This is a genomic window from Kordiimonas lipolytica (assembly GCF_042651265.1).
In the GTDB taxonomy this organism is placed as follows: Bacteria; Pseudomonadota; Alphaproteobacteria; order Sphingomonadales; family Kordiimonadaceae; genus Kordiimonas; species Kordiimonas lipolytica.
The window spans coordinates 64,412-79,307 of record NZ_JBHSCR010000007.1 but is presented as its reverse complement, the minus strand read 5'-3'; the positions used below and the strand labels follow the sequence as shown (position 1 = coordinate 79,307).

Annotated in this window: 13 protein-coding genes; 9 read left to right on the top strand and 4 right to left on the bottom strand. The window is 55.8% G+C overall.

The window, feature by feature from the left end; translation table 11 throughout:
- Positions 1-107: 107 nt before the first annotated feature.
- Entirely contained in the window at positions 108-983 is an 876-nt protein-coding gene (locus tag ACFO5Q_RS10405) for an alpha/beta hydrolase (protein WP_068145860.1), read from the top strand.
- On the opposite strand, the gene ACFO5Q_RS10400 is transcribed toward ACFO5Q_RS10405, so the two are convergent.
- On the bottom strand, positions 907-1,761 hold the full coding sequence (locus ACFO5Q_RS10400) for a DUF417 family protein (protein ID WP_068145866.1): 855 nt from the start codon (positions 1,759-1,761) through the stop codon (positions 907-909). The two genes, ACFO5Q_RS10405 and ACFO5Q_RS10400, sit on opposite strands and share 77 nt — an antisense overlap.
- Positions 1,762-1,814: 53 nt before the next feature.
- A complete protein-coding gene (locus ACFO5Q_RS10395; protein ID WP_068146132.1) occupies positions 1,815-3,719 on the bottom strand; it encodes an ABC-F family ATP-binding cassette domain-containing protein in 1,905 nt (634 codons plus the stop codon).
- A 149-nt stretch (positions 3,720-3,868) separates the two neighbouring features.
- Here ACFO5Q_RS10395 and ndk point away from each other — a divergent pair, with 149 nt between their 5' ends.
- The 3 genes from ndk to ACFO5Q_RS10380 all read left to right on the top strand — a co-directional run bounded on the left by ndk (position 3,869) and on the right by ACFO5Q_RS10380 (position 6,194).
- A complete protein-coding gene (gene ndk / locus ACFO5Q_RS10390; RefSeq protein ID WP_068145870.1) occupies positions 3,869-4,291 on the top strand; it encodes a nucleoside-diphosphate kinase in 423 nt (140 codons plus the stop codon).
- 251 nt (positions 4,292-4,542) lie between these two features.
- Positions 4,543-5,607, top strand: a complete 1,065-nt coding sequence (locus tag ACFO5Q_RS10385) for an EF-hand domain-containing protein (protein ID WP_068145872.1) — start codon at positions 4,543-4,545, stop codon at positions 5,605-5,607.
- A gap of 83 nt (positions 5,608-5,690) precedes the next feature.
- On the top strand, positions 5,691-6,194 hold the full coding sequence (locus ACFO5Q_RS10380) for a hypothetical protein (protein WP_068145877.1): 504 nt from the start codon (positions 5,691-5,693) through the stop codon (positions 6,192-6,194).
- Between the two features lie 18 nt (positions 6,195-6,212).
- On the opposite strand, the gene purN is transcribed toward ACFO5Q_RS10380, so the two are convergent.
- Together purN and purM are read right to left on the bottom strand one after the other, a co-directional pair.
- Complete coding sequence (purN, locus tag ACFO5Q_RS10375; RefSeq protein WP_068145880.1) at positions 6,213-6,863, bottom strand: phosphoribosylglycinamide formyltransferase; 651 nt, start codon at positions 6,861-6,863, stop codon at positions 6,213-6,215.
- Positions 6,864-6,866: 3 nt separating this feature from the next.
- Entirely contained in the window at positions 6,867-7,979 is a 1,113-nt protein-coding gene (gene purM, locus ACFO5Q_RS10370; RefSeq protein WP_068145883.1) for a phosphoribosylformylglycinamidine cyclo-ligase, read from the bottom strand.
- A 165-nt stretch (positions 7,980-8,144) separates the two neighbouring features.
- Here purM and ACFO5Q_RS10365 point away from each other — a divergent pair, with 165 nt between their 5' ends.
- The 5 genes from ACFO5Q_RS10365 to ACFO5Q_RS10345 all read left to right on the top strand — a co-directional run bounded on the left by ACFO5Q_RS10365 (position 8,145) and on the right by ACFO5Q_RS10345 (position 14,862).
- Positions 8,145-9,266: a DUF2066 domain-containing protein gene (locus ACFO5Q_RS10365; RefSeq protein WP_068145886.1), complete on the top strand. Its 1,122-nt coding sequence runs from the start codon at positions 8,145-8,147 to the stop codon at positions 9,264-9,266.
- 25 nt (positions 9,267-9,291) lie between these two features.
- Positions 9,292-10,362 (top strand): AI-2E family transporter, encoded by a 1,071-nt coding sequence (locus tag ACFO5Q_RS10360; RefSeq protein ID WP_068145889.1) that lies wholly within the window; start codon positions 9,292-9,294, stop codon positions 10,360-10,362.
- Positions 10,363-10,395: 33 nt separating this feature from the next.
- Positions 10,396-11,061: a P-loop NTPase family protein gene (locus tag ACFO5Q_RS10355; RefSeq protein WP_068145892.1), complete on the top strand. Its 666-nt coding sequence runs from the start codon at positions 10,396-10,398 to the stop codon at positions 11,059-11,061.
- A 64-nt stretch (positions 11,062-11,125) separates the two neighbouring features.
- Positions 11,126-13,348: an RNA degradosome polyphosphate kinase gene (locus ACFO5Q_RS10350; protein ID WP_068145895.1), complete on the top strand. Its 2,223-nt coding sequence runs from the start codon at positions 11,126-11,128 to the stop codon at positions 13,346-13,348.
- Positions 13,349-13,353: 5 nt separating this feature from the next.
- A complete protein-coding gene (locus ACFO5Q_RS10345; RefSeq protein ID WP_068145897.1) occupies positions 13,354-14,862 on the top strand; it encodes a Ppx/GppA family phosphatase in 1,509 nt (502 codons plus the stop codon).
- Positions 14,863-14,896: the final 34 nt, after the last annotated feature.

Sequence of the window (14,896 nt, the reverse complement as noted above, 5' to 3'; positions counted from 1 at the left end):
GGGCGCACATTGCAGCCATCAGGTTACAGTTTCTTTACCGATAGGCACTATCCTGACACTGAAGGGGAGGACACGTTTGAACCCTCAAGCAGAGAGTAGTGTGTCCTATGTTGAAAGCAGTTGCCAGAGTATCGTCCGTCGCCGTCTTCCTGTATGTGGGGCTGGCTGCTGCCATCTACCACTATCAAGAAAAGCTGATGTTCCACTTCGCGCCCGTCCCTGACGGGCATATTTATGCGTTCAACACGCCGCATGAAGAAGTTCGGCTTGAGGGACAAGGGGGCGCAACGCTGCATGGTGTCCTGTTCAAGACGTCCACGCCAGCGCGTGGCGTGGTGATTTATTACAAGGGCAATATGGGTAATATTGCCTGGTCGGAAGAGATCGCCGAACCATTCCTTGAGCTGGGGTTTGACGTGCTTTCAATGGATTATCGGGGTTTCGGCAAGAGCCGCGGCGTGCTTTCAGAGGCCGCGCTTCTTTCGGACGCAGAAGCCTGGTACGACTGGGCGGCTGAGCAATACCAAGGCAGGGATGTGCGTGTGTTTGGCTATTCCATGGGTACCACGTTCGCCAGCCATGTATCGGCTGTCCGGGACGTGCGTGACACCATTTTGTTCGCTCCGATGAAATCCGTGATTGATGTAGCTGAGCGCCGCTATCCCTTCCTGCCAATTGAGCTTCTTTCTGAATACCCACTTCGGAATGACCAGAAGCTGGCCAGGGCCAGTGGGCACATTGTGATCTATCACGGCACGAACGACCAGATCATCGACTATCAGTCCGGGAAGGCGCTAAAGGCGGTTCTTGGCGCGGACGACAGCTTTGTGACTGTGCCGGGGGGCACCCATTATGATCTTCCGTGGCGGGAGGATGTGCGGTCGGATATCAGGGCCCGCTGGGGCATTACGTTTGCGAGCGGCTCCCCAGAACGCAGCAGGCAGCCAGCAGCAGCAGGTCTTTCAGCAGAAACTGCCCGCTAGACGTCAAGTATGGGAAACCGCCCATGCCGCCGTGCCATGTGTAGCTGAAGGTCACCATGAAGCTGAGCGTGACGATGAAGGTCATGGCGGCAAATGCAAGGCCGCCCATAAAGGCATGCCTGTTCCACCAATAGCCGGTCAGCAGCAAGACGGTAACAAGTTCAGTAACGCCGATCACATAGGACGCGCCCATCTTGCTGAAGTAAACCGGCAGCCACCAGTTGAACACCGGACTGGTTTTCAATAGCGGCGCGATACCGTCAGCTTCGGGAATGGTGAACTTCATGCCGCCGATCCAGCCAAGGACGACGATCAGCCCAACCAGCATGACAGTGCTTGCGTGCGGCACACGTAACCGCCAAAGGGCCAGGCCGCCGATGGCGATATATTTGATCAGGCCCTGACCCGAACCGATGGCTGGGAAACCGCCAAGGCTTTTCATCCAGACTGGGTTGGTAAAAAGCAGTGTCAGGGAAAAAGCCGACATCGCAACAACGAACCAGTATGCGTAGCGCTTCACGCGTTCTGGTACGGAATGCAGCACGATCAGCAAGCCCGACAGAGCCTGAAGGCAGCCGAGGCCAATTGTGATCTCGTGGTTATAGAAACCGAACCTGGACAGGAGTGGATGGGCATCCAGCCAACCGGCAACCACGCTTTCAGATGCGCCCGAGATATTCATCAGGCCAAACCAGATCAGCACAGTCGCCAGCGACAGCGTAACGAAAAGGTCTGTGAATTGTGCGCCCGGGCGCAGGCGGTTGAAGATACTGGTCATGGTTAAAGGCTCCCCTCAGATTGCCTGCAGTAAGCAGAAGATGGGGAAGGGCGTCAAGCGGCGCTTTCGCCCATAACGGCTTCTTGAGCTTCCGTGAAAGCTTCCTCTGCTGCCATCCAGGCGTCTTCGGCGTCGGAAATCTGGGCTGTAAGGTCCGCGGCCATTTTTGACAGTTTGGTCACCTTGTCCTCCTGGCCGGGCTCATAAAGCCGCGGGTCAGCGAGGCGGTTGTCTACCTTCTCCTTGTCGGCCAGCAGCTTTTCGAGCGCCGCTTCAGCCTTTTCGACCTTGCGGCGATAGGGTGCCAGCTGGCGGCGGAGCTCAGCCGCATTCTGCCGTGCGGTCTTCTTCTGATTGTCAGGCTTTTGCCCGCGCTTTTCAGATCGCTCGCCTGAGCGTTCCTTCAATAGATGCTGCTTATAGTCTTCGAGATCGCCCTCAAAACGCTTTACATCGCCTTTTTCAACGATCCAGAGCCGGTCGACGCAGGCTTCCACCAGATGGCGGTCGTGGCTGATCAGAAGAACGGCGCCGTCATAATCATTTACCGCATGGATAAGGGCCTCGCGGCTGTCCACATCCAGGTGGTTGGTGGGCTCGTCGAGAATCAGAAGCTGCGGCGCGTGGAAGGTGGCCAGCGCGAACATCAGGCGCGCCTTTTCGCCACCAGACAGTGATTCCACCGGCCTGTCCGCTTTCTCAATGCCGAATCCGAATGAGCCAAGCCGCGCGCGTACCTTGGCCTCGATCGCATCGGGCATCAGCTTCGCCAGATGGTCAAAGGGGCTGGCCTTCGGCATCAGCTCGTCCAATTGATGCTGGGCGAAATAACCAACGGTAAGCTTCCGGGGGCGGCGCATGCTGCCGTCCATCGGTGTCAGCTTTTCAGCGAGCAACTTTGCGAAGGTGGATTTGCCGTTACCGTTCGCGCCCAGAAGGGCGATACGGTCATCCATATCGATCCGGAGCTCAAGATTTTTCAGGATCGGCTTATCGGCCTCATAACCAACACTAACACCCTCCAGCGCGATCAGCGGCGACGAGAGCGGATCAGGCTTTGGAAACTGGAATGGAACCGTGTGTTCCTCGACCATGGTGGCGATGGGCTTCATGCGCTCAAGCGCCTTGATCCGGCTTTGGGCCTGTTTGGCCTTTGATGCCTTTGCCTTGAAACGGTCCACGAAGCTCTGGATATGGCGGCGTTCGGCTTCCTGCTTGGACTTCAGCGCCATCTGGCGTTCCATCTGCTCGCGCCTCAACTCCTCGAACCGGTCATAGCCGCCGGTATAGATATTCAGCTTCTGGTTCTCCAGGTGCACGATGTGTGTCACGGCCTTGTTCAACAGGTCGCGGTCGTGGCTGACAATCAGCACGGTATAGGGATAGTTCTTGAGGAAATTCTCAAGCCACATCACCCCTTCAAGGTCGAGATAGTTGGTCGGCTCGTCCAAGAGAAGCAGGTCTGGCTCGTTAAAGAGCACGCACGCCAGCGCCACACGCATACGCCAACCGCCTGAATAGCTCTGGCACGGCCGCGCCTGTGCTTCTTCATCAAAGCCTAGGCCCGAGAGGATTGTGGCTGCGCGCGCTTCTGCGGTATGCGCGCCAATGTCAGCGAGCCGTGTGTGTATCTCTGCAATGCGGTGCGGGTCTGTTGCAGTTTCGGCCTCGGCTTGCAGGGCCGTGAGTTCCTTGTTGGACATCAGCACCGTCTGAAGCAGGCTTTCAGGCCCGTCTGGCGCTTCCTGGCCCACATGACCGACCCGCGCCGTCGGCCGAACCTTGATCTCGCCCGCTTCGGGGCTGAGCTCACCAAGGATCATCTTGAGAAGTGTGGACTTACCGACACCATTCCGGCCGACAAAACCAACCTTGTGCCCGGCGGGCACGCCAACGGTCGCTTCCTCAAAGAGGACACGGTTGCCGATCCGGTAGGTTATGTCGTTGATGTGTAACATGGCAGGCGAGGTATCACAGGGCAGGGGCAAAGGCAACGCCATACAGCGCCATGATGGCACTCAGGCACAGACAAAGCTTGGCTTTGCCCTCGTTTGTGCTATAAGGCGCGCGAATCAAGTTCAACCCCACTTTTTAAAGGGATAGTCACATGGCTGTGCAACGTACTTTTTCCATCATTAAACCAGACGCAACCAACCGTAACCTGACCGGTGCGATCAACGCCATTTTCGAGAAAAACGGCCTGCGCATTGTTGCTCAGAAGCGTATCCGCATGACTGAAGACCAAGCGAAAACTTTCTACGCTGTTCACGCTGAGCGTCCTTTCTTCGGCGAACTGGTTGAGTTCATGACGTCCGCTCCTGTTGTTGTTCAGGTGCTGGAAGGCGAGAACGCCGTTCTGAAGCACCGTGAAGTAATGGGCGCCACCAACCCAGCTGAAGCTGCGGAAGGCACCGTTCGTAAAGAATTCGCTCTGTCCATCGGTGAAAACTCCGTACACGGTTCCGACAGCGAAGAAAACGCAGCGATCGAGATTGCTCAGTTCTTCTCTGGCAACGAGATCGTAGGCTAATCAGCCACAAGAATTCTGCCTGGGAGCTAACTGGGCACGCAGGGTTTCCTGCAATAGAAGGGTCGTCCATTTGGGCGGCCCTTTTTCGTTTTGGACAGCTTTTGGCCATGTCCGGACAGGAGCTTCAGGCTGCCAGGACACGATTATGGAATGTTCTCGGCAGGAAAATACGTGATTGTAGTCCAGGGCAACATTAGCGTTCCTTTCATTGGCTCACTGAACTAACCTTCTGGAAATTTGGGGGAATTTGAATGTCGAAGCAGAATGAAGAGATGACGCGGCCTGAAAAGAAATCTGAAGCCATCGAGATCAGGGTGCCTCATGAAACCAAGCAGCAGTTCATGGATGCCTGTAAGGCAGACGAGCGAACGGCAAGCGAGGTGCTAAGGTGTGCCATTGACGTTTATCTGGATCGTGGCGGCTTCTCACGGGGGCGCAGGCATTGGCTGTATGGCGCGCTGTTCGCGTCCTGTATCGCAGCCGTAGGCGCAACCTATGTTGCAATTTCGTCCCTAGAGCAAAATGATCGCCTGACGGCGTCACATAGTGAATTACTCAAGGCAAACCAAGCCTTTAGCCGCATGATGGCTGCGGGGTGGGAGCAGGAAAACCCGCTGTTACATCTCTATTTCGACAAAAGCGATACCAACGGTGACGAGCGTTTGACCCAAGATGAGTTTGTCAAAAGCATAGTAAGCCGAGGAACAGTTTCCGATGGTTTGGGCACGGAAGGCGAGACTGTGATGATGAAGGTTGGGGTCGGTGTCATTATCCCAACCGAAGATGCCCGAGCATTACATCGGGAAGGCTTGGCGCAAACTTGTTTCCAGGCGCTTGGTGAGATCGGCGACACACAACGCGCCCGGGAGTTCCTTGAGCTCGATACCAATGCAGACAACCAATTGACCCTGACCGAACTTGGGCAAAGCAAACGCATTCCGGTACTTTATGAAATCCAGCGTGACTTCATGCTGAAAGATGCAGATGGCGATGGACTGCTGACCTATGACGAGACAAAGGAAGATGTTAGCGTGTGGCGAGGGAAGAACGCAACGCTGCAGAATGACACCACAAATACTGTATGGGGCGAGTTGCCAGAGGCTTGTAAGAATCCGAACTCCACCAACCCGCAAGGGCGGCTCTTCATCAAGGCTGAAAAATTAAAACGCTTCATGATTGGGGAATTTCCGGGTGGCGCTATTGCACCCCAGCCGAAGCATTTCGACCGACTTGATCTGGATGGCAGCGGCTCACTTGATTTCGCCGAATTTGTCGCATGGTACAATCGCGGATTGGGGGATTTTATTGGCGACTAACAAAAACGCTTCTCGATCGCCTCTTGCCCCAATAATTGCCTCATTTTGGGGCAAGGTTGGCATTGTGGGAGGAACAGCGACAGATGTACGAGCACGATTGGCATTGGAAACGAGCGATTTTGGCGGGGTTTGTCGCTCCTCTTGGGTCTGCAACTGTTGTAGGCTTGTTCTACTGGCTGATCAGCAATCTGATTGTTTTGCTAGGCCAGACCGAACTTGAGCCTAGCAGTATAAACCTCATCGCTGGCTTCTTTCTGGAGGCTGAAACGCTATTCAGTATATCGCTAGGCGTCGGTGTTACTGGACTTGTTTTAATGATGGTATTGGGGGTGCCTCTAGGATACGGGATTTCTAAATTCCCTCGCTTTTCCAAGCCAGCCTATATTCTGGCTAGCTTTCTGGCATTCCTTGTCATGCTAATCGTGATTACAGATGGCGATGTTGCTGCAAAGGCCCTGTATGTTCGGGACGTGTACTTTCTTGGCTATTTTGCGATGATCACACTTCTGAATGGCTGGATTGCCCATTTGATCGTGCATGGCAAACGAAAAAGACCGCCTGTCAGGGTCGAGACGGTCTTCGAATAATCCTATTATAACAGTGCTTTAGGGCAGCGGGCTGATGATGCCTGTATCGCCCATGTCAGTGTCCTTGAAGGCCACCTTATTACCAGCGACCCTTACCTTGCCCTGTGCAATCAGCTTAACGGCAGCCGGGTACATCTTGTGCTCATAGGTCAGCGTCTTGGCGATCAGGCTTTCTTCGGTCTCATCCGCATCAATCGGGATAGCCGCCTGCATGATGATCGGGCCATTATCCATTTCCGGGCGCACATAATGGATGGTGCAACCAGCAAAGCGAACACCGTCTTCGAGCGCGCGGGCATGGGTGTGCAGCCCCTTGTAGGACGGCAGCAGGGACGGGTGGATATTGATCATGCGGTCGCGCCAGCGGTTGACGAAGCCGGATGTAAGAAGCCGCATAAAGCCTGCAAGGCAGACAAGTTCTACATTATGCTCGCTCAGGCAATCATGCAGGGCGTCTTCGAACGTCTCTTTGTCCTCATAAGCCTTGTGATCAATCGTTACCGCCTTGAGACCAGCCTGTTCGGCACGCTCCAGCCCGCGTACACCTGGGCGGTTTGAGATAACGACCATGATTTCCGCTGGGTAATCCGGGCCTGAGCAGGCGTCAATCAACGCCTGCAGGTTCGTGCCGCTGCCAGAAATCATTACACCAAGACGTAGTTTAGCCATGCCTTATCCTTCGCCTGTGATGGCGGACCAGTCAGCGTCTGCGCCCCAGGTGCCGGCTTTCCCGCTCACGCGGCATTTCGGCTTGCCGTCGCCTTTGGTGATGTGGCCGACGGTGTAGACCGTTTCACCATGCTCTTCCAGCAGGGCCTTCGCCGCGTCTGCGTGCTCTGCCGCCACAACAACAACCATGCCGATGCCGCAGTTGAAGGTGCGGGACATTTCAGATGCCTTGATGTTGCCTTGCTCGCGCAGCCAGTTAAACACGCCAGGCAGTTCCCATGTGCCGGTGTAGACTTCAGCCAGCGTGTCCCTTGGCATGACGCGTGGGATGTTCTCAAGGAAACCGCCGCCAGTAATGTGGGAGAAGGCCTTGGCGTAGCCGGCCTTCACAGCCGCGAGGCAGCTTTTGACATAAATCTTGGTTGGCGCCAGCAGTTCTTCGCCCAGCGTACCAGCGCCGAAGCCGGATGCGTCAGAATACTTGTGGCCTTTGTCTTCAACGATCCGGCGGATCAGGGAATAGCCGTTCGAATGTGTGCCGTTAGATGCCAGCCCCAAAAGCACGTCACCTTCGGCAACTGTGGAGCCATCCAGAAGGGTGCCCCGTTCCGCGGCGCCCACGCTGAAGCCTGCGAGGTCATAGTCGCCGCCCTGGTACATACCCGGCATTTCAGCCGTTTCACCGCCGATGAGAGCGCAACCGGCCTGGCGGCAGCCTTCAGCAATGCCAGCCACCACGTCAGTCATCTGCGCGACATCAAGGTGTCCTGTTGCCATATAATCAAGGAACAGCAAGGGTTCAGCGCCCTGGACCACCAGATCGTTCACGCACATGGCGACAAGGTCAATGCCCACTGTGTCATGAATGCCAGCGTCGATGGCAACCTTCAGCTTGGTGCCCACGCCGTCATTTGCGGCTACGAGGATCGGGTCATTGAAGCCTGCGGCCTTGAGGTCAAAAAGGCCGCCAAAGCCGCCCAGAGACGCGTCGGCGCCAGAACGGCGGGTGGAAGCCGCCAGTGGCTTGATGTTCTCAACAAGAGCCTCACCGGCGTCGATGTCCACGCCAGCCTGCTTATAGGTGTATGAATCGTTCTGGTCTTTTTGGGCGCTCACGTTTCGTCTTCCAAGCGTTTCTGACGCCTTGTTGCATGGGCGCCATTCTATGATTTCATCCAGCGGGTGGCCACAAATTGGGCTAATTTGATTGCAAGCCTAAGACCCTATGGCATTTGATTTCAAGCGCGTTATAGTGGCGCCGGATCAGTTATGAAAGTATTTATGCGCAAGCTTTTGGGAAATAACCGTCTTTTCTGTATTTTTGCAGCATTGGCTGGCGTTTTCGCGGCAAGTGTTGCTGCATGGGCGCAGGAAAAGGAAGATCCGCTCGATCGCCTTTTCACCATTCAGGCGGTTAAAGTCGATGAAACGGCCAGTCGCGCAAGCGAAGCCCGGCGCGTGGCTCTCGCCAAGGCGGAACAGCTTGCGTATGAGAAACTGCTTGGGAAATTGACCCAGCCTGAAGGCCGCGACAAGCTGCCGACACTCAGCGCCCGGGAAATTCAGGCCATGATCAGCGGCATTGAGGTAGTGGAGGAGCAATCATCTTCCCGGCGCTATCTTGCCACGCTGGATGTGCGGTTTGAGCCCGGCCTGGTCAGCCAGTTTCTGGCCCAGTACAAGGTACCGCATGTGCTTGGCACAGGGCGCGGTATTCTTGTGGTGCATGCCCATAGCCGTGGATTAGAAGACCTTTTGTGGGAAGAGGACGCCACGCTTGCCGCTGCGCGGTCGCGGGTCGACTGGCTGAACCGCATCCGGCAATATGTTTTCCCGCGCGGAGAAATGAAGGAACGGGCCCGACTGACCTATGAAGAGGTCGCCCATTTGGAGCCGCGGGATGTGCTTGCACTTGCCCGCCTTTATGATGTGCGCTCTGCGCTCATCCTTTCCTCCCGCTGGCATATGGAGCCCGGTAGGGGCGGTGTGCTCGACTACCGCTTCCTCAACACCGACGGCAATATCGTTGGCGAGGGAAGCATTGTCAGCGCGGCAGGCGAAGAAAGTGCAATTGCCGCCATGTATGAGGCGGCACTGGATGAGATCGACAGCGCGTGGCGCGCGCAGTTGTTGGTCGACACCGGGCAGGGCGGTGTACTCGATGTGATGGTTTCATCAACTGAGCTTGGGGCATACAATCAAGTGATGTCCAGACTGTCCGACGTCAGCCTGGTGGGGGATGTGGAACAGCTTGAAATCGGACTGCCGTTCAGCCGAGTACAGTTCCGCTATACCGGCCGGGAAGATCAGCTCGTGCTGGCTCTCAGGTACGCGGGCCTGGCGCTCAGCACCTATGGAGACTCTCAGCTGCTGGCCCTGAGAGGCGAAGAGGCAGACCAATAGGCCTGAATAAGACGAGGGGGACACAATGAACAAATGGTTCTGGATCGGCTCAACAGCCGTTGTCGTGCTGTTTATCTATCTGACAAAAGGCGTCATGTTACCGTTCCTGGCCGGTCTGGCCGTGGCCTATTTCCTTGACCCGATCGCTGACCGACTGGAAGCCTTAAAGGTACCGCGCGGTGCGGCTGCGGGCCTTGTGATTGCCGTGTTCTTCCTTGTGATTGTCGGCGTTGTGCTGGCTTTCTGGCCGATCCTGCAGTCGCAGATTGCTGCCATTTCCAAAAGCCTGCCACAAACGCTGGCGGGCCTCAGGCCATGGCTAAACGATGTATTGCAGACGCTCAGCGACAGGTTCGGACAGGATGTTGCTGGCGATGTAGATAGTATGTTGGCCTCCTTCAGCGATGAGTTGCTCGCGCGTGTCAAGGACGGCGCGGGCAGTATTCTGAAAAGCGGACTGGCGGTGTTCAACATCCTGTCCCTGATGCTGATTTCTCCCGTCGTCGCATTCTATCTGCTTAGGGACTGGGACTTGCTGGTTGCTAAGGTGGATAGCTGGCTGCCGCCTTCCGGCAGTGAAGTGGTGCGTGCTTTGGCCACGAATGTTGATACTGTTCTGGCCGGTTTCGTGCGTGGACAACTGATGGTCAGCACAATCATGGGTATTCTGTATGCCATTGGCTGGTCTGCCGTCGGGCTGGATTTTGCAATTCTCCTTGGCGTTCTAGCGGGCGTTATGTCCATTGTGCCGTTCGTGGGCGCTTTGTTCGCAGCGGCGGTTGCAGTTGCAATGGGTGTCGGGCAGTGGGGCATGGACCCTGTGCAGCTGGCCCTGGTGGCCAGTGTGTTCCTGGTGGTTCAGGTCATTGAAGGCTCGTTCCTCACACCGAAGCTGATCGGGGACCGTGTTGGCCTGCACCCTGTGTGGGTTCTGTTTGCGGTGTTCGCGGGCGGTGAAGTGATGGGTTTTGTGGGCGTTCTGATCGCCGTCCCGGCAGCCGCCGCAATAGCGGTGCTGGTACGGTACTGGATCGACGTATATTTGGAGCACCACGGGATAGCAGAGGCCATCGCGCCTGTCAGCGCAAAAGAATAAGCCCGGAAGAGTGATGAGTTTTGAGGATTTGGAATGGTAAAACAGGCAAAACAAATACCGCTTGAGCTACCGCACAAGCCCAGCTTTGAAATGGCGGATTTTATCGTGTCTGCGTCAAATGAAGCTGCTTTTGCCATGATCGACGGCTGGCCAGATTGGCCGCATCATGCCATTGCGCTTGTGGGGCCTGCGGCTAGTGGCAAGACCCATCTTGCCAAAGCTTGGGCGAAGCGCGCTGAGGCGTTAGAGGTCAATGCCGCGGATGAAGTGGGCACTATCCCACCCGGCAGCAATGTTTTAGTGGACGGCGCAGACGCGCCGGACCGCAAGGATGAAACCCTGTTTCACCTATTCAACTGGGCCAAGGAAACGGGCGGATATCTGTTGCTGACGGGCCGGGCGGCGCCGAATTTATGGGATGTATCCTTGCCGGACCTACGGTCCCGCCTGGCGACAATGCCGGTTGCGGAAATCAGGGAGCCAGACGACCATCTGCTGATGGTCCTTTTGGTAAAGCTGTTTTCTGACAGGCAGTTACAGGTTGATCTTGCAGTGGTTGATTATATTATCAGGCGGATTGAGCGGTCCTTTACCGCAGCAAAGGATCTGGTGGACGCAATCGACCGGAATGCACTCGCCGATAAGCGGAAAATCAGCAAGGCATTGGCTAAAACTTGCCTCGAGGCACTATCGGACTGATAATTGTAACATTCATGGGCTACCGGGGCCTTTTAACAGTATCCGGGTAGGAGCGTACGACAGCATGGCTGACGGAGACCAGAAAGCAACAGGGCAAACAGGCAATGCCGCAGCTAAGGCTCTGCCTTCGCGCGACGATATTTTGAGCCATATCAAAAGCTTGCCGGGCAGTGAAAAGTACCTGAACAGAGAGCTTAGCTGGCTTCAGTTCAACATGCGTGTGCTTGAGGAAGCCGAAAACCTGCGCCATCCGCTTCTTGAACGCCTGCGGTTTCTTTCGATATCCGGGAACAACCTCGACGAATTCTATATGGTGCGTGTTGCTGGGCTCAGGGGCCAGTGCGACATGAAGCTGGATGTGATGTCGGATGACCAGAAGTCACCGTTACAGCAACTGCAGCAGGTGAATGACCTGGCCGAGACCCTTATGGCAAAACAACAGGAGGTTTGGGCCAGCCTTAACAGCGAGTTGCGCAAGAATAGAATCATCGTGCTGGAAAAGGACGAGGTTTCTGAAGAGGAGCGGACCTGGATCGAGGGCTATTTCCTTGAAAACGTGATGCCGGTTCTCACACCAATCGCCGTGGACCCGGCGCATCCGTTTCCTTTCATCCAGAACCTGGGCTTTACCATGGCGCTGTCACTTGTCCGCAAACGCGACAACAAGGAAATGGTGGCGCTTCTGCCGGTGCCACATCATGTGGAGCGCTTTGTCCGTCTGCCAAATGATGCAAGTGGGGAAGTACGCTTCATCGCGCTTGAGCGCATGCTTGAACTGTTCCTGGATCAGCTGTTTCCGGGATACCGGGTGGATGGTTGCGGCGTGTTCCGGATCATCCGCGACAGCGATATCGAGATTGAAGAAGAGGCCGAAGACCTCGTTCGCGTATTCGAAAGCGCCCTCAAGCGCAGGCGCAGGGGTAAGGTGATCCGGCTGAAGATGGACAGCGCGATGCCGGAATCACTCAGGAACCTGGTGATCAGTCGGCTGGATGCAGATGAGGAAACGGTCGTTATCGTTGACGGTATCCTGGGGATTGATGAAACGGGTGAACTGATTGTTGATGATTTTCCCGACCTAAAGTTTGTGCCTTACAATCCACGCTATCCGGAACGGGTGCGCGATTTTGGCGGCGATATTTTCAAGGCTATTGCAACGAAAGACTTTGTGGTTCATCACCCATATGAATCTTTTGAAGTTGTGCACCATTTCCTCTTGCAGGCGGCGCGGGACCCAGATGTTGTCGCGATCAAGCAGACTCTCTACCGCGCAGGGTCGCAGTCCCAGATCATCAAGGCGCTGGTTGAAGCGGCTGAGGCTGGCAAGTCTGTGACTGCGGTTGTGGAATTGAAGGCCCGGTTTGACGAAGAGCAGAACATCAAATGGGCGCGTGACCTTGAACGGGCAGGCGTGCATGTTGTGTTCGGCTTTATCGATCTGAAGACCCACGCCAAGGTTTCTATGGCCGTGCGCCGAGAAGGTGGCAAACTCAAGAGCTATATGCACTTTGGTACAGGAAACTACCATCCTGTTACCGCGCGCTTCTATACGGACCTGTCGTTCTTCACGGCTGATCCCGCTCTAGCCCGCGACACGAACAAGATGTTCAACTATCTCACCGGTTATGTTGAGCCGGAGGGTATGGAAAAGCTGGTCATGTCGCCCTTCATGATGCGTGATCATCTGATCAAGTTGATCGACAATGAGATTGAGATTGCCCGCAACGGTGGACCGGGCGCCGTGTGGGTTAAGCTGAATTCACTTCTGGACCCTAAGATCATCGACAAACTTTATGAGGCGTCGATGAACGGCGTGCAGGTTGATCTTGTCGTGCGCGGCATCTGTACGCTGCGTCCTGGTATTCCGGGGCTAAGCGAAAATATTCGGGTTCGCTCGATCGTTGGGCGGTTCCTTGAACACGCACGGATCAGCTGTTTCGGGAATGGCCATGGCCTGCCATCTCGCCAAGCAAAGGTTTACATTTCCAGTGCAGACTGGATGCCCCGGAACTTCGACCGCCGCGTCGAGAGCCTTGTGCCAATCGAGAACCCCACGGTTCACGACCAGATCATGGGGCAGGTGATGGCGTCCAACTTCAAGGATAATACACAGTCCTGGTCCATGGCACCGGATGGCTCTTTCACGCGCAACCAGCCCCGTGAAGGAGAAAAGGAATTTATCGCCCACCACTATTTCATGACCAACTCGTCCCTGTCCGGGAGAGGCAAGGCACTGGGCGGTGACAAGAAGATCACGCCTGTGATTGATTACAGTATCGAGGACTGACCCATATGTTTGAAGCGGCGGCCCGGGCCGATGACTATATCGCAGTAATTGACATTGGCTCCAACTCTGTCCGGTTGGTGGTGTTTTCGGGCCTTAAGCGGGTCCCGGATGTCATCTTCAACGAGAAGGTCATGTGCGGCCTGGGTGCTGAGATCGGCACCACAGGCAAAATGGGCAAGGATGCCATGGATAGCGCGGTGTCGACCCTGAAACGGTTTAGGGCCCTGTGCGAACAGATGCAGGTTAAACGCATCGAAGTGCTGGCAACGGCTGCTGTGCGGGACGCAAGAAACCGCAAGGCGTTTATCAACCGGGTGCGCAAGGAATGCGGCATCGAGATAGAGACCATTGACGGCCTTGAAGAAGCCAGGCTGGCCGCACACGGTGTTATTTCCGCCGAACCGCACGCAACCGGTATCATGGGTGACCTTGGCGGCGGTTCGCTGGAGCTGGCGCGCATTGAAGACGGGCAAGTGTTCGAGACCATCAGCCTGCCGATCGGCCCATTGCGGCTGCAAAGCATGTTCGGGGATAATCGGCGCAAAATCCGGAAATACTTGCAGGGACTGTTCGAAGACATTCCCTGGCTATCTGAATGCCGAGGCCAGAACCTCTATCTTGTTGGCGGTGCATGGCGGAACATCGCGAAACTTATGATGCGCGAAAAATCCAACCCATTGCCGATTTTGCAGGGATACCGGAACACGCGGTCTGAGTTCACCAATTATTGCAAGCGGATCAGCCGCCTGTTGCCGGATGACATACCCTTTGCAACGATGCTGACCAGCCGCCGACGCGCGGTTATGCCAACGGCGGCCATCATCATGATGGAAGTGATGGCCATCATGCGGGCCAAGCTTGCCGTTGTTTCGACTTATGGGATCAGGGAAGGCCTCATCTATGACCTGATACGTGAAGACGAGCGGGGTATGGATCCGTTCCTGTTTACCTGCCATGTTTTGGCGGCTGAACGCTCCCGGTTCGCAGAACATAGCGGCCTCCTTTATGATTGGACCCGCCCGCTGTTCTGGCACAAGGTGCCGGACCCTGCGCTCAGGGAGAAATTGCATCGTGCGATCTGCCTTCTGAGCGACATCGCCTGGCGCGGGCACCCGGACTTCCGAGCCGAGAAGGCAGTAGAATCGGTGCTGCACGGTCATTTTATTGGGGTGTCGCACAGGGACCGGGCCTATCTGGCAGTGGCCATGAACCAGGCTTATGGTGCGTCAGTCGACCTCGGTCATGTAGCGCATATTCTGCCGCTGCTGAAGATCAACGAAATCCTTGAGGCCCGAATGATGGGGGCTGCACTGCGGCTCGCTCAGCGGCTGTCGGGCGGCACAGCAGACCCGCTTCTACACAGCAGGCTTAGGGTGTCGAAAACCAAGGTCTATCTGGGCGTACCGAAAACCTACAAGGATATTGCCAACGAAGTTGTTCTGAAACGCCTGACCCAGCTTGGGCAGCTTATGGGCCGCCGGGCCGTCATCGAATTCCCTAAAGACTTGAGCTAACTTCGAGCTGTTCGTATCCGAATTCAGTTGCGCT